15 protein-coding genes are annotated in these 17713 nt (G+C 65.5%); 5 read left to right on the top strand and 10 right to left on the bottom strand.

Features of this window, described 5'->3' with window-relative positions; all coding sequences use genetic code 11:
- Positions 1-2: 2 nt before the first annotated feature.
- A complete protein-coding gene (gene truA / locus ACKTEK_RS00375) occupies positions 3-755 on the top strand; it encodes a tRNA pseudouridine(38-40) synthase TruA (RefSeq protein WP_409163262.1) in 753 nt (250 codons plus the stop codon).
- Here the strand turns inward: truA and ACKTEK_RS00370 are convergent.
- Complete coding sequence (locus ACKTEK_RS00370; RefSeq protein WP_409163261.1) at positions 741-1334, bottom strand: hypothetical protein; 594 nt, start codon at positions 1332-1334, stop codon at positions 741-743. The genes truA and ACKTEK_RS00370 overlap by 15 nt on opposite strands.
- Positions 1334-2509, bottom strand: coding sequence for a succinyl-diaminopimelate desuccinylase (dapE, locus tag ACKTEK_RS00365; RefSeq protein ID WP_409163260.1), 1176 nt, complete (start codon positions 2507-2509; stop codon positions 1334-1336). Before dapE ends, ACKTEK_RS00370 begins: the two co-directional genes overlap by 1 nt.
- Positions 2510-2689: 180 nt before the next feature.
- Between dapE and ACKTEK_RS00360 the strand changes: the two genes are divergently transcribed.
- Positions 2690-3592, top strand: a complete 903-nt coding sequence (locus tag ACKTEK_RS00360) for an SDR family NAD(P)-dependent oxidoreductase (protein WP_409163259.1) — start codon at positions 2690-2692, stop codon at positions 3590-3592.
- Between the two features lie 59 nt (positions 3593-3651).
- Here the strand turns inward: ACKTEK_RS00360 and dapD are convergent, their stop codons facing one another.
- The 8 genes from dapD to ACKTEK_RS00320 all read right to left on the bottom strand — a co-directional run bounded on the left by dapD (position 3652) and on the right by ACKTEK_RS00320 (position 11816).
- Positions 3652-4497: a 2,3,4,5-tetrahydropyridine-2,6-dicarboxylate N-succinyltransferase gene (gene dapD, locus ACKTEK_RS00355; RefSeq protein WP_409163258.1), complete on the bottom strand. Its 846-nt coding sequence runs from the start codon at positions 4495-4497 to the stop codon at positions 3652-3654.
- A gap of 46 nt (positions 4498-4543) precedes the next feature.
- Positions 4544-5248 (bottom strand): pyrimidine 5'-nucleotidase, encoded by a 705-nt coding sequence (locus tag ACKTEK_RS00350; protein WP_409163257.1) that lies wholly within the window; start codon positions 5246-5248, stop codon positions 4544-4546.
- 22 nt (positions 5249-5270) lie between these two features.
- Positions 5271-6167, bottom strand: a complete 897-nt coding sequence (gene argB, locus ACKTEK_RS00345; protein ID WP_409163256.1) for an acetylglutamate kinase — start codon at positions 6165-6167, stop codon at positions 5271-5273.
- 32 nt (positions 6168-6199) lie between these two features.
- A complete protein-coding gene (locus ACKTEK_RS00340) occupies positions 6200-7051 on the bottom strand; it encodes a D-amino-acid transaminase (RefSeq protein WP_409163255.1) in 852 nt (283 codons plus the stop codon).
- Between the two features lie 101 nt (positions 7052-7152).
- On the bottom strand, positions 7153-7872 hold the full coding sequence (locus ACKTEK_RS00335) for an ABC transporter ATP-binding protein (protein ID WP_409163254.1): 720 nt from the start codon (positions 7870-7872) through the stop codon (positions 7153-7155).
- Positions 7869-8612: an ABC transporter ATP-binding protein gene (locus ACKTEK_RS00330; protein WP_409163253.1), complete on the bottom strand. Its 744-nt coding sequence runs from the start codon at positions 8610-8612 to the stop codon at positions 7869-7871. The genes ACKTEK_RS00335 and ACKTEK_RS00330 overlap by 4 nt, the downstream gene beginning before the upstream one ends.
- Positions 8609-10471, bottom strand: coding sequence for an ABC transporter permease (locus ACKTEK_RS00325; protein ID WP_409164855.1), 1863 nt, complete (start codon positions 10469-10471; stop codon positions 8609-8611). The genes ACKTEK_RS00330 and ACKTEK_RS00325 overlap by 4 nt, the downstream gene beginning before the upstream one ends.
- 106 nt (positions 10472-10577) lie before the next feature.
- Positions 10578-11816: an ABC transporter substrate-binding protein gene (locus tag ACKTEK_RS00320; protein ID WP_409163252.1), complete on the bottom strand. Its 1239-nt coding sequence runs from the start codon at positions 11814-11816 to the stop codon at positions 10578-10580.
- A gap of 361 nt (positions 11817-12177) precedes the next feature.
- On the opposite strand from ACKTEK_RS00320, the gene ACKTEK_RS00315 reads away from it, so the two are divergent.
- The 3 genes from ACKTEK_RS00315 to ACKTEK_RS00305 all read left to right on the top strand — a co-directional run bounded on the left by ACKTEK_RS00315 (position 12178) and on the right by ACKTEK_RS00305 (position 17710).
- Positions 12178-13575: an NAD(P)/FAD-dependent oxidoreductase gene (locus ACKTEK_RS00315; protein ID WP_409163251.1), complete on the top strand. Its 1398-nt coding sequence runs from the start codon at positions 12178-12180 to the stop codon at positions 13573-13575.
- Between the two features lie 352 nt (positions 13576-13927).
- On the top strand, positions 13928-14902 hold the full coding sequence (locus ACKTEK_RS00310) for a TAXI family TRAP transporter solute-binding subunit (RefSeq protein WP_409163250.1): 975 nt from the start codon (positions 13928-13930) through the stop codon (positions 14900-14902).
- 162 nt (positions 14903-15064) lie between these two features.
- The gene (locus tag ACKTEK_RS00305; RefSeq protein WP_409163249.1) at positions 15065-17710 is read left to right on the top strand and encodes a TRAP transporter permease; all 2646 of its coding nucleotides are present in this window, start codon (positions 15065-15067) and stop codon (positions 17708-17710) included.
- Positions 17711-17713: the final 3 nt, after the last annotated feature.

Raw genomic sequence — 17713 nt, 5'->3', positions numbered from 1 at the left:
CCATGCCGCGCTACCGCCTCGACATCGAATATGACGGCACGCCGTTCCTGGGCTGGCAGATGCAGGTCGAGGAACCGACCGTGCAGGGCGTGCTGAGCGCGGCTGTGAAGAAGTTCTGCGGCGAGGAGGTCATCCCCGGCGGGGCGGGGCGGACGGATTCCGGCGTTCATGCCATGGGGCAGGTCGCTCATCTCGATCTTGAAAAGGACTGGCCGGAAGACACGGTCCGCGACGCCCTGAACGCGCATCTGCGCGGCCACCCGGTGACGATCCTCGACGCGCGCAAGGTTGACGAGACGTTCGACGCGCGCTTCTCCGCCACCGCGCGGCACTATCGCTACCTGATCGTCAACCGCCGCCCGCCGCTGGCGCTGATGGCGAACCGGGCGTGGCTGGTGCATGTGCCGCTCGATGCGGACGCGATGGCGCAGGCCGCGCCCGCGCTTATCGGCAACCACGACTTCACCACCTTCCGCGCCGCCGCCTGCCAGGCGAAGTCGCCGGTAAAGACGCTCGACAAGCTGAGCGTGCGCCGGTCGGGCGAGACCATCATCATCGAGGCGTCGGCGCGCTCGTTCCTGCACCACCAGGTGCGATCCATGGCGGGCGCGCTGAAATTCGTCGGCGAAGGAAAGTGGACCGCTGGCGACCTGAAGCAAGCACTCGAAGCGTGCGATCGCAGGCAATGCCCGCCGCTGGCACCGTCCGCCGGGCTGTACCTCGTCGGCGTCGACTACGCGTCAGATCAGGCGTGAGGCGATTTCGCCGAAAGTCAGGCTCAGCAGCGCATTGAATGCGACCAGCCCCGACGCAAGCCCGAACGGGGCATCCAGCGCCACCCGGGCGACCTTGTAGAACACGTGCAGGATGAACGCGAAAAGCGCCAGCGACATGAAGCCCGCGATGGCACCGGGCACGACTCCGCCAGCGTAGAGAATGGCGGGCGCGACGAGGATCAGGTTGGCCAGCGCCGCCGTCCAGTTCTGCGCTGTAATGTAACCGGCGACCTTGTTCTCGATGCCAAGCTGGCGGGCAAAGAGCAGCACGATCAGCGGAAATGCCAGCCAGTCGATTGCCGTGACGACGACCTGCACAGCGATGTAGCGGCCGACGGCGCGTTCAGCCGTGACGTTCAGGGCGGCATCCTGCTCGGCGATGATTGCCCACTCCGCCGGCATGTAGATTGCCAGCGCAGGGATGACGACCAGAATCGCCAGGAACGATTTCCAGAAGCCCTCGAAGGTGAGGTCGAACCGGTTCATCGGGTCCGGCTGGTTCTGCGCGATGGCAATCGCGCCGCTGAAGCCAGCCCGAATGTCTGCGAGTGAAAGCATCAGCCGAAGGTCGCGAAATAGCCGCCGATGAAGCGCTCGTAGATGCGCGTCAGGGCTTGCAGGTCGGCGGTCGGCACGCGCTCGTCCACCTGGTGCATGGTCTTTCCGACCAGGCCGAACTCGACCACCTCGCAATAGTCCTTGATGAAGCGGGCATCCGACGTGCCGCCGGAGGTGGAAAGCTCCGGCGCGTGGCCCGTCTCCGCCTCGATGGCCGCGCTCAACACCTTCACGAGGTTGCCCGGCTGGGTGACGAAGGCTTCCGAGACCGTGTTGACGAGGGACAGCTCGAAGTCGATCCCCGTTTCGCCGGACACCTTGTCGAGCGTTTCGCGAACCCTCGCGAACAGGCTGTCCGCCGTGTGCAGGTCGTTAAAGCGCACGTTGAAGCGCGCGCGCGCCTGCCTCGGGATGACGTTGGTCGCCGGGTTGCCCACATCGACGGTAACGAAGGCGAGCGTGGACGGCTGGAAGTGGTCAGTGCCCTCATCGAGCGGTGTTGCGGAAATTTCCGCGACGGCCTGCGCAAGCGCGGGAACCGGGTTCTTCGCCAGGTGCGGATAGGCGACGTGGCCCTGCACGCCGCTGGCGACGATCTCTCCCGATACCGAGCCGCGCCGCCCGATCTTGATCATGTCGCCGAGCCTGTCCGGGTTCGTCGGCTCGCCCAGCACGCAGTGCGAAAAGACCTCGCCGCGCGCCTTCGCCCATTCCAGCAGCTTCACGGTGCCGTTGACGGCGGGGCCTTCCTCGTCGCCGGTGATGAGGAACGAGATCGAGCCGTTACCCGGCTTGCCTACCTTTTCCATGTGCCGCAGGACAGCTGCGATGGAGGCGGCGACGCCGCCCTTCATGTCGGATGCGCCCCGGCCCCAGATCTCGCCGTTGACGATCTCGCCCGCGAAAGGGCGGTGGGTCCAGTCCGCCTCGCTGCCCGGCGGCACCACGTCGGTATGCCCCGCAAAGCAGAGCGCCGGTTCGCCGGAGCCGATGCGGGCGTAGAGGTTTTCCACGTCCGGCGTGTCGTCGTCGCTGAAGGTGACGCGGTGGACCTCAAAACCGGCCTTGTCGAGCCAGCCCTCGATCTGTTGAAGGGCGCCGCCCTCGTCCGGGGTGACAGAGGGGCAGCGGATGAGCGCGCGCGTCAGCTCAATCGGGTCGAGAAGATCGGTCATGCGTGTTGTCTGCAATTTCCAGGCACGTGGTCAGTCCCAACAGACTTAGCGCAGCTTTGCGACAAATGGCACTGCCTGCGGCCTGCACGTAGCCCGATTCACGCTGAATGCCCGCGCAACTGGCGAGCGCGACCAAAAGCGGTTATTGAGCAAGGACTTCAACCGGAGAGATGTGTTCGCGTGACCAACCGCTTCGAGGGCAAGACCGCAGTCGTGACCGGCGCCGCACATGGCATCGGCGCTGCGACCTGCGCGCTGATCGCGCGAGAGGGCGGGCGCGTCATCGCCGCAGACATCGACGCGGACGGGCTGGCGCAGCTTTGCGAAGCCTCCGAAGGGCGCATCGTCGCGGCAACTTGCGACGTGCTGAAGACCGCCGAAATCACCGCGGCCATCGATGCTTGCGCCGAGACCTTCGGCGGGGTCGATATCGTCTTTTCAAACGCAGGCGCGAGCGGACCGTCCAGCACCGTGGACGAGGCGACCGACGACGACCTCGACCGGATGATGCACTTGCACCTGCGGGCCGGCGTCGCGGCAATCCGCGCGGCCGTGCCGCACATGCGCAAGCGCGACGGCGGATCGATCATCCTCACCACATCGGTTTCCGGAATGCGGCAGGGCTACGCGCCGGTGCTGTATTCCCTGTCCAAAGGTGCGCTGATCCAGCTTGCGCAGATTGCGGCAGTGGAGCTTGCCGGCGACATGATCCGCGTGAACTGCGTGTGCCCCGGCTTCGTGCCGACCGCCATCTTCGCCCGCTCCATGGGCTTCACCGAGAAGACCTCGGCCAAATTCGCCAAGCGGCTGGATGACCCGGCAAAAGCCGCGCAACCGCTGCCGCGCGCCTGCACGCCGGACGATATCGCGCAGGCCGTCGGCTACCTCGCCTCGGATGCGGGAAGCTTCGTGACGGGGCAGAATCTCGTGGTGGACGGCGGACTGTCGCTGACGCCCGGCAGCGGGGATTCCCGCGCCGTCTACGCGCCGATCATTTCGGCGCTGGGCCTGAACCCCGATGAGGTCGAGCCCGGGCCGGCGGTGTGGTCAAAACTCGGCCTCGGCAAGACGTCGAGCAATTAGTCTCTCTTCTTTGCGCATAGCCTTGTCCGAAAAGTCTGCAACTTTTCGGGGCTATGCGGCTAATCCCGCAACAGCTCGTTGATCGAGGTCTTGGAGCGGGTCTGCTCGTCGACGCGCTTGACGATCACCGCGCAGTAGAGCGAGGGGCCGGGCGTGCCGTCGGGCAGCGGCTTGCCGGGCAGCGAGCCGGACACCACCACCGAGTAGGACGGGACTTCGCCCATGAAGATCTCGCCGGTGGACCGGTCCACGATCTTCGTCGACTTGCCGATATAGACGCCCATGCCAAGCACCGAGCCTTCGCGCACGATGCAGCCTTCCACGACTTCCGAACGCGCGCCGATGAAGCAATTGTCCTCGATGATGGTCGGGCCGGCCTGCAACGGCTCCAGCACGCCGCCGATGCCGACGCCGCCGGACAGGTGCACGCCCTTGCCGATCTGCGCGCAGGAGCCGACCGTCGCCCAGGTGTCGACCATCGTGCCCTCGTCCACGTAGGCGCCGAGGTTCACGAAGGACGGCATCAGCACCACGCCCTTGCCGATATGGGCGGAGTGGCGCACGACGCAGTTCGGCACCGCGCGGAAGCCCGCCTTGCGCCAGTCGGCCTCGCTCCAGCCAGCGAACTTGGAGGGCACCTTGTCCCACCATTCCGCGCCGCCGGGGCCACCGGAAATCGTCGCCATGTCGTTGAGCCGGAAGGACAGCAGCACCGCCTGCTTCAGCCATTGGTTGACCGTCCAGTTGCCGTCGGCGCCACGCTCGGCCACGCGGGCCTCGCCCGAATCCAGCATGCCGAGCGCCTTTTCCACCGCATCGCGCACGTCGCCTTTCGTGTCGAAGCCGATATTGGCGCGATCCTCGAAGGCGGCCTCGATGGTGGAAGCAAGCTGGGCGTGGGACATGGGTCTCGGGTCCTTGGGTACTATTGGAAAAATGCGCGCGCGGAACCTATTCGCCCTTGGCGGGCGGCGCAACGATGTCGGCGAGAAACTGCGCCAGGTCGCCGGTCACGTGGTCGATGTGATCGTCATCCGCGCCGGAGACTTCCCATGCCGAGCGACTGCCGGACTGCGGGTTGTCCTCGTCCACCACCAGCACGGTCGCCATGCCGAGTTCCTTCGGAACGCTGAGATTGCGCGGCAGGTCCTCGAACATGGCCGCGCGTTTCGGCTCGATGCCGTGAAGAGCAAGGAACATATCATAGGGCTCGCGCCGGGGCTTGGGCTTGAACTCGGCCGCGATGATGTCGAACACGTCCTCGAAATGCTCGGCGATGCCGAGCCGCGCCATCACCGCGCCCGCATGGGCAACAGAGCCGTTTGTCAGCACGAACTTGCGGCCCGGCAACTCGCCGAGGATCGCGCCCAGCGCCGGGTCCGGCTCTATGGGTGAGTGGTCGATGTCATGGACGAAGTCGAGGAAGGTGTGCGGGTCGACGTCATGCTCCGCCATCAGCCCGTGCAGCGTGGTGCCGTGGACGCGGTAGTAGTCCTTCTGGATGCGCCGGGCTTCCTGCGGCGCGACATTCAGCAGGTCGGCGATGAACGCACCCATGCGCTGATCGATCTGCGCGAACAGGTTGGATCGCGGCGGATAGAGCGTGTTGTCGAGATCGAACACCCAGGTGTCGATCTCCTGATGCCATGACGTCATCGAGCGCCGTTTCCAATTCCGGTTAGTAGGTGATGAGCGTGCCGGCGCCGTGCTCGGTGAAGATTTCCAGAAGCACCGCGTGCGGTGCCTTGCCGTTGACGATAACCACGCCCTTCACCCCGCGCTGCAGCGCGTCGATGCAGGTCTCGACCTTGGGGATCATGCCGCCGGAGATCGTGCCGTCGTCGATCAGGGCCTTCGCCTCGTCGACGGTGAGCTGGTCGATCAGCTTGCCGGACTTGTCGAGGACCCCCGGCACGTCGGTGAGGAACAGCAGGCGCTCGGCATTCAGCGATCCGGCGATGGCACCGGCGAAGATGTCGGCGTTGATGTTGTAGGTCTCGCCGTCGCGGCCCGGCGCGACGGGGGCGATGACCGGGATCATTTCCGACTTGGCCAGCAGGTCGAGCAGCGTGCGATCCACCTCGACCGGCTCGCCGACGAAACCGAGGTCCACCACCTTCTCGATATTGGAGTCAGGGTCGCGCATGGTCTTCTGCGCCTTTTCGGCGAAGACCATGTTGCCGTCCTTGCCGCACAGGCCGATGGCCCATTCGCCCTCGGCATTGATGAGGGCGACAATTTCCTTGTTGATGGAGCCGGCGAGAACCATCTCGACGATTTCCACCGTCTTGCGGTCAGTGACGCGCAGGCCGCCGCGGAACTCGCTCTCGATGCCCATCTTTTCCAGCATCTTGCCGATCTGCGGACCGCCGCCGTGTACCACGACCGGGTTCACGCCGGACTGCTTCAGCAGGGCAACGTCGCGCGCGAAGGCGCGGCCAAGCGCCGGGTCGCCCATGGCGTGACCGCCGTATTTCACGACGATGGTCTTGTTCTCGTAGCGCTGCATGTAGGGCAGCGCCTTGGCGAGCAGGGCGGCTTCGGCCATGCCTTTTTCGGGCGTCTTGTCGGTCATGTCTTTGAGTGTCACTTCGCGGGTTGCGCGTTTCAGATAGCGCTGGAACGGGCGTGGTCGATATAGATTTCGCGCAGGCGGCGCGCGACGGGGCCGGGCTGGCCACCGCCGATCATCTTGCCGTCGATTTCCACCACCGGCATGACGAAGGTCGAGGCGGCGGTCACGAAGGCCTCGTCGGCGGCAAGCGCCTCATCGACGCTGAACACGCGCTCCTCGACTTCCATGTCGCGCTCTGCCGCGAGCTTCAGGACGGACGCGCGCGTGATGCCCGACAGGATCTTGTTGGAGACGGGCCGCGTGATGATGCGGCCATCCTTGATGATGTAGGCGTTGGACGAACCGCCCTCGGTCACCTTGCCGTCTTCCACCATCCAGGCCTCATTGCAGCCGGAATCGGCTGCCGCCTGCTTGGCGAGCACCTGCGCCAGCAGCGCCACCGACTTGATGTCGCGGCGCGCCCAGCGGATGTCCGGCACGGTCTTCACCTTGTAGCCGGTCGCAGCGATTGGAGCTTCGGCGAGGTTCTTGGCCTGAGTGAACAGGACAAGGCTCGGCTTGGCGTCCTTGGGAAAGGGAAAGTCGCGCTCGCCCGCGCCGCGCGTCACCTGCAGGTAGACGAGGCCCTCGTCCACCGCGTTGCGCTTCACCAATTCACGATGGATTTCGAGAAGCTCGTCGTCGCCGACCGGCGGCGCGATCTGCAATTCACCCAAGGATCGGTGCAGGCGGGCGACATGGCCCGCGTAGTCGGCGAGCTTGCCGTCGAGAACGGCGGCGACTTCGTAGACCCCGTCGGCGAACAGGAAGCCGCGATCGAGAATGGAAATCTTTGCGTCTTCGAGCGGCGAGTATTCGCCGTTCACGTAAGCAATGCGCGTCATCTGTCTCACCTGATTGCAGATCGCTTCAACGAGCCCTGATCTTGAAGACCCAGGCCCCAATGACCTAGGCCCAAGCCGCGGGCATTGCAATCGGTTGGCCCTCAAAGCCCGAGCTTGTCTTCCAGCATCTCGTGATCGTCCACCAGCGGCTTCAGCGCACCGCGATAGGTCACCGCGCCTGACGCGAGCACGATGGCACTGTCGCAGACGAGGCTCGCAAAGCGCAGGTTCTGCTCCGACAGGACGATGGACAGCCCCTCGCCACGCAGCTTGCCGATGGCATCCGCCATGGCATCGACGATGACCGGGGCCAACCCCTCGGACGGCTCGTCCAGCAGCAGCGCCTTGGGGTTTCCCATCAGCGTGCGGGCGACCGCCAGCATCTGCTGCTCGCCGCCGGACATTTCCCGCGCTGAGCGGTTCTGCATGGCGGCAAGGTTCGGGAACAGCGCGAAGATGCGTTCCGCCGTCCACGGCTCGACACCCTCGCGTTCAACCTGCCGCCCGGTTTCGAGATTTTCCGAGACAGTCAGGTTGGTGAAGATGCGCCGGTCCTCCGGCACGAAGCCGAGGCCCCGCTTGGCAATCTCGTGGGTGGGAAGCCCGGCGATGGATTGTCCGTCGAAGGTGATGGCCTTGGCGCGCGCCTGCTCCAGCCCCATGAGCGCCTTCATCAGCGTCGACTTGCCCGCGCCGTTGCGCCCGACCAGCGCCAGCGCCGCGCTGCGCGGAAGCTCAATATCCACGTCGAACAGGACCTGCGCGCGCCCGTACCAGGCGCGCAGGGCGGTCGCGGTCAGGATCGCGTCACCGGTGCTCATGCCGCCGTCCCGAGATAGATCGCACGCACGGTCTCGTCGGCGCGAATTTCCTCCGGCGTGCCGCGCGCGACGACCTCGCCCTGGTGCAGCACGATGACGTGGTCGGCATGAGTGAAGACGGCGTCCATGTCATGTTCGGTGAAGAGGACGCCGAGACCTTCGTCGCGCACGAGATTGGCGACCTCCGCCATCAGAGCCTTGCGCTCGCCAGCCGCCATGCCGGCGGTCGGCTCATCCATCAGCAGCAGCTTCGGCGAGGCTGCGAGCGCCAGTGCCAGTTCGACGCGTTTGAGGTCGCCATATGCGAGTTCGCCCACCGGGCGGCGGGCAACGGCGGCAAGGCCGACCCGCTCGGCCAGCGCCAAAGCATCGTCAGGCCGCACGTTGGCCGCGCGCGAAAACATGTCGAAGTGCCGTCGGGCCGCGCCCACCAGCGCCGTCTGGATGTTCTCCAGCACGGTGAGCGAGGCGAATGTCGCGGTGATCTGGAAGGTGCGCCCGACCCCTGCCCGGCTGATACGGCGCGGGTTGAAGCCGGTAACGTCGCGGCCGTCGAGCATGACGCGGCCCGCATCGGGGGCAAGCTGCCCGCCGACCATGTTGAAGGTCGTCGTCTTGCCAGCGCCATTCGGGCCAATGAGCGCGACGAGTTGCCCCGCATCCACGGTGAAGGAGACGCCCTGGGCGGCCTTCACGCCGCCGAATGTCCTGGTCAGGCCCTGCACATCGAGAAGGGTCATGCCCGGCCCTCCCCCTCGCCACGGCGGGCGAGAAGCTGCCGCACGGTGCCGGCGAGACCAGCCGGGAACAGCAACACCAGTGCGATGATGAGACCGCCGAGCAGCGCGCGCCAGTAGTCCGTCAGCGGCATGACGAAATCCTTCAGCAGGTGCAGGCCTGCCGCGCCGAGGATCGGGCCGGTCACGGTCTGCACGCCGCCGAGCAGCGCCATGGTCAGCGCATCGACGGACATGGGGATTGCCAGTGCCGTCGGGTCGATATTGCCCTTGGAGAAGACGTAGATGCCACCGGCAAGCCCCGCCGCCGCACCGGCGATGGCGAAGGCCGCCAGCCGCTGCCTGCGCACGTCGATGCCGAGGCTCTCGGCCCGCAGCGCGGAATCGCGGGCAGCCCGCAGCGCCAGCCCGAACGGTGTGAACAGCAGGTTCATGAGGAAACCGGCGGCAAGCGCGGTGAGGCCCAGAGTCATGTAGTAGTAGGCGACGCGGCTGTTGGCCCAGTCCGATGGCCAGATGCCGAGCAACCCGTTGTCGCCGCCCGTCACCTCCACCCACTGGAAGGCGATGGCATAGGCAAGCTGCGCGACGGCGAGCGTCAGCATCGCGAGATAGACCCCCGACAGCCGCACGATGAACCACCCGGCGGCCAGCGCCAGCATGCCTGCGGCAACCGGAGCCGCCAGCAGCGCGAGTTCCATCGGCGCATCGGCGTGGCGCACAAACAGCGCGGCCGCATAGGCCCCGATGCCGAACCATGCCGCGTGGCCGAAGCTGATGACGCCGCCGTGGCCGATCAGCAGGTTCAGCGACAGCGCGAAGAGCGCGAAGACCATCACCTCGATGGCGAGCTTTAGGGAAAATGCATCGGCCACCAGCGGGAACAGCGCCAGTGCAACCAGCGCGCCCAGCGCGATGACTGTCGCCGTGCGGTCCCACGGGCGCAGCGGCACCATGAGCGCTGCTTCGCCGCGCAGTTCCGGCTCCGGCTTTCCGAGCAGGCCCCAGGGGCGGACCACCAGCACGACGGCCATGACGAGGAAGACCAGCACCAGCGTGATCTTCGGGAAGATGAGGATGCCGAAGGCCTGCAACAGCCCGATCAGCAATGCTGCGAGGAACGCACCGGTCACCGATCCCATGCCGCCGATGACGGTGACGACAAAGGCCTCGGCGATGATGTTGACGTCCATGTGCGGGTTGGCGGGCTGCTTGGGGATTTCCAGCGCACCGCCAAGCCCCGCCAGCGCGCAACCGAGGAACACCGTGCCCGTGAACAGCAGCTTCTGGTTCACGCCGAGGGCTGCCAGCATCTTGCGGTCGTGGGTTGCGGCGCGCACGAGAATGCCGAAGCGCGTGCGGTTGAACAGCAGCCAGATCGCGCCAAGCACCACAGGACCTGCAAAGACCAGCAGCAGTTCGTATTGGGGAAAGCGTTCGCCCGCGATAAGCAGCGAACCGCGCAGGCCGGGCGCGCGGGGCCCGAGAATGTCCTGCGGGCCGAAGAACCAGATCACCGCGTCCTGGATGATGATGACCACGGCGAAGGTCGCCAGCAACTGGAACAGTTCCGGTGCTCGGTAGATGCGCCGCAGCAGCAGCACCTCCATGAGCGCGCCGAGGATGCCTGCGCCGAGGGCTGCCGCGACGATTGCCGCCCAGAAGGAAACCGGGCCGTACCACGCGTCCATGAACCGCTCGGCGAAAAGCACCCCGAGATAGGCACCCACCATGTAGAACGAGCCGTGGGCGAAATTGACGATGCGGGTGACACCGAAAATGATCGTCAGGCCGCAGGCCGCGATGAACAGCGAGGAGGCCGAGGCAAGCCCGTTCAGGGTCTGGATCAGGAAGAAGGACAGGTCCACGCCACAGGCTCGCGGTTCGTCAATGAAAACGCCCGCCCGGTGTCCGGGCGGGCGCAACAATGGGTCCCGCCAAAGCGGGGGTCAACCAAGCCGCAAGCGATCAGTCGCTGCGCGCCTCGCCGACCTTGTCTTCCGCGTGCATGAAGTCGGCACCGTCATAGAAGGTCCAGTCGACCATCTTGCCCTTGCCGCCTTCCATGGTGAGCTTGCCGACCCATGCGCCCATGGTGGCCTGGTTGTCTGCGGCGCGCATGGTGACGGGGCCTGCCACGGTGTCGATCTCGAGGCCTTCGAGCGCCTCGATCATGGCTTCGGTGTCGGTAGAGCCTGCCTTCGCCAGCATGTCGCGGATCATGTACATGAGCTGGTAGCCGAGCAGCGAGCCGAGGCGCGGGCTGTCGTCATACTTGTCCATGTAGGCTTCGACGAAGGCCTTGTGCGGGGCATCCTCGATCTGGTCCCACGGGTAGCCAGTCACGACCCAGCCTTCCGGCACCTCGTCCTTGAGCGGCAGCATCCATTCCGGCTCACCGGTCAGCAGGCTGGCGACGGTGCGGTCCTCGAACAGGCCGCGCGTGTTGCCCTCGCGCACGAACTGGGCGAGGTCGCCACCGAACAGCACGTTGAAGATGGCGTCGGGCTTGGCCTGCTCGATGGCAGACGCGGTTGCGCCCGCGTCGATCTTGCCGAGCGCGGGATACTGCTCGGCAACCACCTCGAAGCCCGGAATGGCCGCGGCGGCGAGCGCCTTGAAGTTCTCCGCAGAAGACTGGCCGTACTCGTAGTTCGGCGCGACGATGGCCCAGCGCTTGGCGCCGGTTTCCTTGATCGCGTCGACAAGCATGCCGACCTGCATCCAGGTGTTGGCGCGCAGGCGGAACGTGTAGCGGTTGCCCTTGTCCATGGTCAGCGCATCGGTCAGCGGTTCGGCGGCGATGAACAGCACCTTGCGCTGGTTGGCGAAGTCGCCGACCGCAAGGCCGACATTCGACAGGAACGTGCCGAAGATGAAGGAGACGCTCTCGCGCGTCACCAGTTCCTCGGCGATGCGAACCGCATCACCGGTCGTGCCGCCGTCATCGCGGGAAATGACTTCCAGCTTCTTGCCATCGACGCCGCCGGCGGCGTTGATTTCCTCGAGCGCCAGTTCGAAGCCCTGGCGATAGGGCACGGTGAAGGCAGCGAACTTGCTGTAGGAATTCAGCTCGCCGATCCGGATCGTGTCCTGTGCGTGGGCAGGTTGACCCGAAGACAGGGCGGCGGACAGCGCGGCTGCCGCGGACAGGGCCGCGAAACCACGCCGCGACAGGCGACCGGACAGGATGGAAAGCTGGCTCATGGGGGTATCTCCCTCGCATGGGGTGCTGGCAAATCATCGGTCCGGGCGGCACCCTATCTGCCCGTCCGAAGTGCGCACGGTTTCGACGCACGGTTGGCGTCGTCGTGGTGACATATCGTCGAACACCACGAATTCGAGCACGTGAGGCGGATGAACATGATGCATGTCGTTGCCGGGCCTATCCGCCCAAGACAGCATCTCCTTGCACCCCAGCGAAGACGGCCATAACCGGCCTAAATGGTGGCCCTGCAAACGGTTTTGCGGGGCGGGGGTGCGATTTGAGGTCGCTTTGTCTCCCTAACATGCGTATTCCGCATCGAAAGCGCAAGTTCACAGTGTCTTTCATTCCGGCGGCGTCCCGATGAACACCTTCTCCGAATCCTCACCGCTGAAACGGCTCTACGGGCCGGAAGCCTATGGCCCCGAACCTGTGACAAGCTGGTGGGAAGCGTCCGCGCCGCCGCTTTCGTTCGAGACGCCGCAGCTTGCCGGCGAGACGCAAGCCGACATCGCGATCATCGGCGGCGGCTATACGGGCATGAGTGCGGCGATCGAGCTTGCGGAAGCCCACGGGGCGAAGGTCGTCGTGCTTGATGCCGCGCGACCCGGTTGGGGCGCGTCCGGGCGCAACGGCGGGTTCTGCTGCTTCGGCGGCACGCGGCTCGATCCAGCCGGCCTCATCGCACGGCACGGGCTGGAGGCGACGCGCGAGGTTGTCGGCGCGCAGGTCCGCTCCATCGACTTCGTGGCAAGCCGGATCGAGGCGCTCGGCCTCGACGTGGACCGCCATGGCGAGGGCGAAGTGCTGTTCGTGCACCGGGAAAAATTCATCGACGAGGTGCGCGAGGAGGCATCGCTTTACCGCGACAAGCTGGGCATCGCAGCTGCCTATTGGGACAACGATCGTTGCCGCGAGGCCGGACTGCCCGGCGACCTGTGGCATGGCGGATTCTTTCTGCCGCACGGTTTCGGGCTGCACCCGCTCAAGTACCTGCGCGGGCTGGCGGAAGCCGCGATCCGCCTCGGCGTGGTGATCCATGGCGGCAGCGAGGTTCACGCAGTGGACGAAACGTCCGATGGCGTGGTGCTGACGACGCCGGGCGGCACGGTGAGGGCGCGCGCCGCCATTGTCGCGACCAACGGCTATCTCAGCGAAAACCTGCCGGGTTGGTTTGGCGGGCGCTTCATGCCGGTGCTCTCCAACATCCTCGTCACGCGGCCGCTGACCGACGACGAGCGCGCAGCGCATGGCTGGACCGGCGACATGATCTGCGCCGACACGCGCGCACTGCTGCACTATTTCCGGATGCTGCCCGACGGGCGGATGATGTTCGGCGGCCGCGGCGGCACGGCGACGGATCCGGCGAGCGTTGCGAAGATGAGAGACACGCTGCGCCGCGCCTTCGACCGCATGTTTCCGAACTGGGCGAACGTCGAGACGACGCACTTCTGGAACGGGCTGCTGTGCATGCCCTCCGACATGAAAGCCTTCTGCGGGCAGGTGCCCGGCAGCGCCCGCGTCTTTGCTTCCATGGGCTATTGCGGCAGCGGGGTCGCCATGTCGAGCCTGCTCGGCACCGCGACCGCGCAGATGGCAATCCAGGCGACAACGGCAAACGAGCCGGGCCGCATTGCGGTACCGGACAGCATCCCGTCAGTCTTTCGCAAGCCGCCGGCGCGCTTTCCCTTCGCCGCGTTCCGCAATCTCGGTCTCAAGCTCGCCTACGGAGTCTTCACGCTGCGCGACGAATATCTTTAGACGGCGCAGCACGATCTTCGCCTCAGGGGAGAAGAACATTTGCGCTCGCGCGCGATCCGTTGCTAGTCTCGCTCAGCGGTCATGCAGAAACCGCAGAATGACAGGGGCGAGCAAGCGAAGACGCAGGGGTGGACACGTGAGAACCGCGTGTCGGGCCGGCGCATTCGGGATTCCGGCATTTTACGCGCCGGATGCACTTCTCCTTCCATTTTGCGCAACCCGTTCCCTGAAACGGGCGTGGACGCTGACCTTGGCGTCGATCGGCGTTCGGGCACTGGCCCGGACCCCGCATCCCGCATTCTTGACCTGCCGCCACATGACCGGCGGCACCAAAGGAGGAGTTTTCAGAAACATGCGTATGGATCGCACCATTTCATGGATCGCAGGTGTCGCGCTCGCCGCTGGCGTCGCTTATGGCGCAAGTGCCCAGGAGCAGCAGTTCATCTCGATCGGCACCGGTGGCGTCACCGGCGTCTACTACCCGACCGGCGGCGCCATCTGCCGCCTCGTGAACAAGAACCGCAAGGAACACGGCATCCGCTGCTCGGCGGAATCCACCGGCGGTTCGGTCTACAACATCAACACCGTGCGTTCCGGCGAGCTGGAATTCGGCGTTGCCCAGTCCGATTGGCAGTACCACGCCTACAACGGCACTTCGAAGTTCGAGGATCAGGGCAAGTTCGAAGGTCTGCGCGCGGTGTTCTCCGTGCATCCGGAGCCCTTCACCCTGCTGACCCGCAGCGACACGGGCATCTCGAAGTTCGAGGACCTGAAGGGCAAGAAGGTCAACGTCGGCAACCCGGGTTCGGGCCAGCGCGCGACGATGGAAATCGTCATGGAAAAGTACGGCCTTGCCATGTCCGACTTCGCGCTCGCAGCCGAGCTGAAGGGCGCCGAAATGGCCCAGGCCCTGTGCGACGGCAAGATCGACGCGATGATCTATACGGTCGGCCACCCGGCCGCAGCGATCACGGAAGCCACCAACACCTGCGACGTGAAGCTCGTGCCGGTGGATGGCGATCCAGTGAAGAAGCTGGTGGATGACAACGCCTACTACCGCATGGCGACCGTTCCGGGCGGCATGTACAAGGGCAACGACGAAGACGTCGTGACCTTCGGTGTCGGCGCGACGTTCATCTCGTCCGCCGATGTCTCCGACGAGGTCGTCTACACGGTCGTGAAGGCCGTCTTCGACAACTTCGACGACTTCAAGAAGCTGCACCCCGCCTTCGCCAACCTGAAGGAAGAGGAAATGATCAAGGACGGCCTGTCCGCTCCTCTGCATCCGGGTGCCGAGAAGTACTACAAGGAACGCGGCTGGATGTAACAGCCTTCCGGCGGGCGGCCCCAACACGGGCCGCCCGTTCTTCATGGTGCCTCGCGGAGACACCATGACGAGCGGGAACGACCGGAAACGAAAGCTCGGCGAGCGGACGCGAGATTCGCGGCCAGGCGTTTCGGAACCGGTCCATTCGGGGGAATGGCTGGAATGAACGAAGTCAGCACCAAGGCCGACGTACAGGCCGAGACGGCACGCAAGAACATCGACGTCGACGATCTCGTCGCTTCCGTCGATTCCGGTGCGCGGGACGTACCCGGCACCATCGGCAAGTTCATCGCGGCGCTGGCGTTTGTCTGGTCGGTGTTCCAGCTCTATATCGCCTCCGGCGTGCCCTTCTGGGTGACACAGACCTTCGGCTTCAACGCCGTCTTCAACAACTCCGAAGCGCGCTTCGTGCACCTCGCCTTCGCCATGGCGCTGGCGACGTTCGCCTACCCGCTGTTCAAGTCGAGCCCGCGCCACAAGATCCCGGTCTATGACTGGGTGCTTGCGATCCTCGCGGCATCCAGCTGCCTCTACCTGCTGGTGTTCAAGGACGACATTGCCAGCCGCGCCGGACTGCCGACCACCGGCGACCTCGTGTTCTCGACCATCGGCATGATCACCATTGCGCTGTCGGTCTACCGCTCGCTCGGCCTGCCGATGCTGATCGTTGCCGGCGTCTTCGTGCTCTACGTGTTCTTCGGCCATGCCAGCTGGCTGCCCAACGCGATCCAGTGGAAGGGCGCATCCTTCGGCAAGGCCATGTGGCACTACTGGATGCAGACGGAAGGCGTGTTCGGCGTCGCACTCGGCGTCTCCGCCACCATGATCTTCCTGTTCGTGCTGTTCGGCGCGTTGCTGGAGAAAGCGGGCGCGGGCAACTACTTCATCAAGCTCGCCTTCGCCCTGCTCGGCCACCTGCGCGGCGGACCGGCCAAGGCCGCCGTCGTGGCATCCGCCATGTCCGGCCTGTATTCTGGCTCGTCCATCGCCAACACGGTGACGACCGGCACGTTCACGATTCCGTTGATGAAGCGCACCGGCTTCTCGCCGGAAAAGGCCGGCGCTGTGGAAGTCGCCTCCTCAACCAACGGCCAGCTGACGCCGCCGGTGATGGGCGCAGCCGCGTTCCTCATCTCCGAGTTCACCGGGATCAGCTACACCGACATCATCCGGCACGCGCTGGTGCCCGCGCTGATCTCCTACATCGCGCTGGTCTACATCGTGCACCTGGAAGCGCTGAAGCTCGGCCTGAAGGGCCTTGAGAAGCCGCCGGCGCGCGTCTCTGCGATGCAGAAGATGATCGGCGTGCTCACCGGTTTCATCGCGATGGCCGTGCTCGGCATGCTCGTCTACTACGTCCTCGGCTGGGTGAAGGTCGCCTTCCCCGACATGACGCTGTGGATGGCCATTGCGCTGTTCCTCGCCGGTTACCTGCTGCTGGCAGGCTATGCGGCCCGCCATCCCGACCTCGAAATGGACGATCCCGACGCACCGCTGCTGGTCCTGCCGCGGCCGGGCGAGGTTGCCGTCACCGGACTCTACTTCCTGCTGCCCATCGTCATCCTGCTGTGGTGCATCCTGATCGAACGGCTGTCACCGGCGCTGTCTGCCTTCTGGGCGACCTGCGCGATGATCACCATCGTGCTGACCCAGCACACCGTGAAGAACCTCTTCCGGGGTGTCGGCGATGTGGCCGGCGCACTCAGGCAGGGCGTGCGTGACTTCGTCGACGGCATGATCGCCGGCGCACGCAACATGATCCCCATCGGCGTCGCGACCGGCGTCGCGGGCATCATCATCGGCACCGTGTCGCTGACCGGCGCGCACCAGGTGATCGGCGAGTTCATCGAACTGCTGTCGGGCGGAAGCCTGATGCTTATGCTGTTCCTCGTCGCGATCATGAGCCTGATCCTCGGCATGGGCCTGCCGACGACCGCCAACTACATCGTCGTGTCCTCGCTGATGGCGCCCGTCATCGTCACGGTCGGTGCCCAGTCGGGCCTCGTCGTGCCGCTCATCGCGGTCCACATGTTCGTGTTCTATTTCGGCATCCTCGCCGACGACACGCCACCGGTGGGCCTTGCGGCATTCGCGGCCGCCGCCATTTCCGGCGGCGACCCGATCAAGACCGGCCTGCAGGGCTTTGCCTACGACATCCGCACCGCGCTGCTGCCGTTCCTGTTCATCTTCAACACCGAACTGCTGCTCATCGACGTGACCATCTGGAAGGCGATCTTCGTCTTCTGCGTCGGGGTCATCGCGATGATGTTGTTCGCCGCGGCGACCCAGGGCTACTTCTTCGCCAGAAGCCGCATCTGGGAATCCGTGGCTCTCGTCCTCGTTGCCTTCACCCTGTTCCGGCCGGGCTTCTGGCTCGACATGGTGCAGCCGCCCTATGACCACCGGCCCGGCAGCGAAGTTGTCCAGCTCGCCGCCGACCAGCCCGTCGGCCAGCCGCTGCGCATGATCGTCTCCGGTCCCGACTTCGACCGGCCAGACGAGATGTCGCAGATCACCGTGATGGCCGATCTCGAGGCGGAGGGCGACGGCGTCACGCGTCTTGGCCAGGCCGGCCTGCCGGTTGTCGAGGAAGCCGACCGCACGGTTCTGGAAGAGCCGTTCGCCGGCACGCCGTTCTTCACCACCTTCCAGATGTTCGACTTCTATGCGGACGAGCCGGTGGTGATCGAAACCGTCGAACTCGAAGCGGAACGGATCCCGAAGGAAGTGTTCTACATCCCGGCCCTGCTGCTGCTCGGCTTTGTCATCGTCATGCAGCGGCGTCGCCAGACGCAGCCCGCGTTCTAGAGG

The organism is Tepidamorphus sp. 3E244, assembly GCF_046159835.1.
Taxonomy (GTDB): domain Bacteria; phylum Pseudomonadota; class Alphaproteobacteria; order Rhizobiales; family Tepidamorphaceae; genus JACKJK01.
The sequence above is the reverse complement of the archived record's forward strand: the minus strand, read 5'-3'. Positions and strand labels throughout refer to the sequence as shown.

Coding starts and splice junctions, on each gene's coding strand:
- dapD (WP_409163258.1), bottom strand. CDS start 4,497: ATGTCCCACGCCCAGCTTGCTTCCACCATCGAGGCCGCCTTCGAGGAT.
- ACKTEK_RS00340 (WP_409163255.1), bottom strand. CDS start 7,051: ATGACGCGCATTGCTTACGTGAACGGCGAATACTCGCCGCTCGAAGAC.
- ACKTEK_RS00305 (WP_409163249.1), top strand. CDS start 15,065: ATGAACGAAGTCAGCACCAAGGCCGACGTACAGGCCGAGACGGCACGC.
- ACKTEK_RS00350 (WP_409163257.1), bottom strand. CDS start 5,248: ATGACGTCATGGCATCAGGAGATCGACACCTGGGTGTTCGATCTCGAC.
- ACKTEK_RS00330 (WP_409163253.1), bottom strand. CDS start 8,612: ATGACCCTTCTCGATGTGCAGGGCCTGACCAGGACATTCGGCGGCGTG.
- ACKTEK_RS00320 (WP_409163252.1), bottom strand. CDS start 11,816: ATGAGCCAGCTTTCCATCCTGTCCGGTCGCCTGTCGCGGCGTGGTTTC.
- argB (WP_409163256.1), bottom strand. CDS start 6,167: ATGACCGACAAGACGCCCGAAAAAGGCATGGCCGAAGCCGCCCTGCTC.
- truA (WP_409163262.1), top strand. CDS start 3: ATGCCGCGCTACCGCCTCGACATCGAATATGACGGCACGCCGTTCCTG.
- dapE (WP_409163260.1), bottom strand. CDS start 2,509: ATGACCGATCTTCTCGACCCGATTGAGCTGACGCGCGCGCTCATCCGC.
- ACKTEK_RS00315 (WP_409163251.1), top strand. CDS start 12,178: ATGAACACCTTCTCCGAATCCTCACCGCTGAAACGGCTCTACGGGCCG.
- ACKTEK_RS00370 (WP_409163261.1), bottom strand. CDS start 1,334: ATGCTTTCACTCGCAGACATTCGGGCTGGCTTCAGCGGCGCGATTGCC.
- ACKTEK_RS00335 (WP_409163254.1), bottom strand. CDS start 7,872: ATGAGCACCGGTGACGCGATCCTGACCGCGACCGCCCTGCGCGCCTGG.
- ACKTEK_RS00310 (WP_409163250.1), top strand. CDS start 13,928: ATGCGTATGGATCGCACCATTTCATGGATCGCAGGTGTCGCGCTCGCC.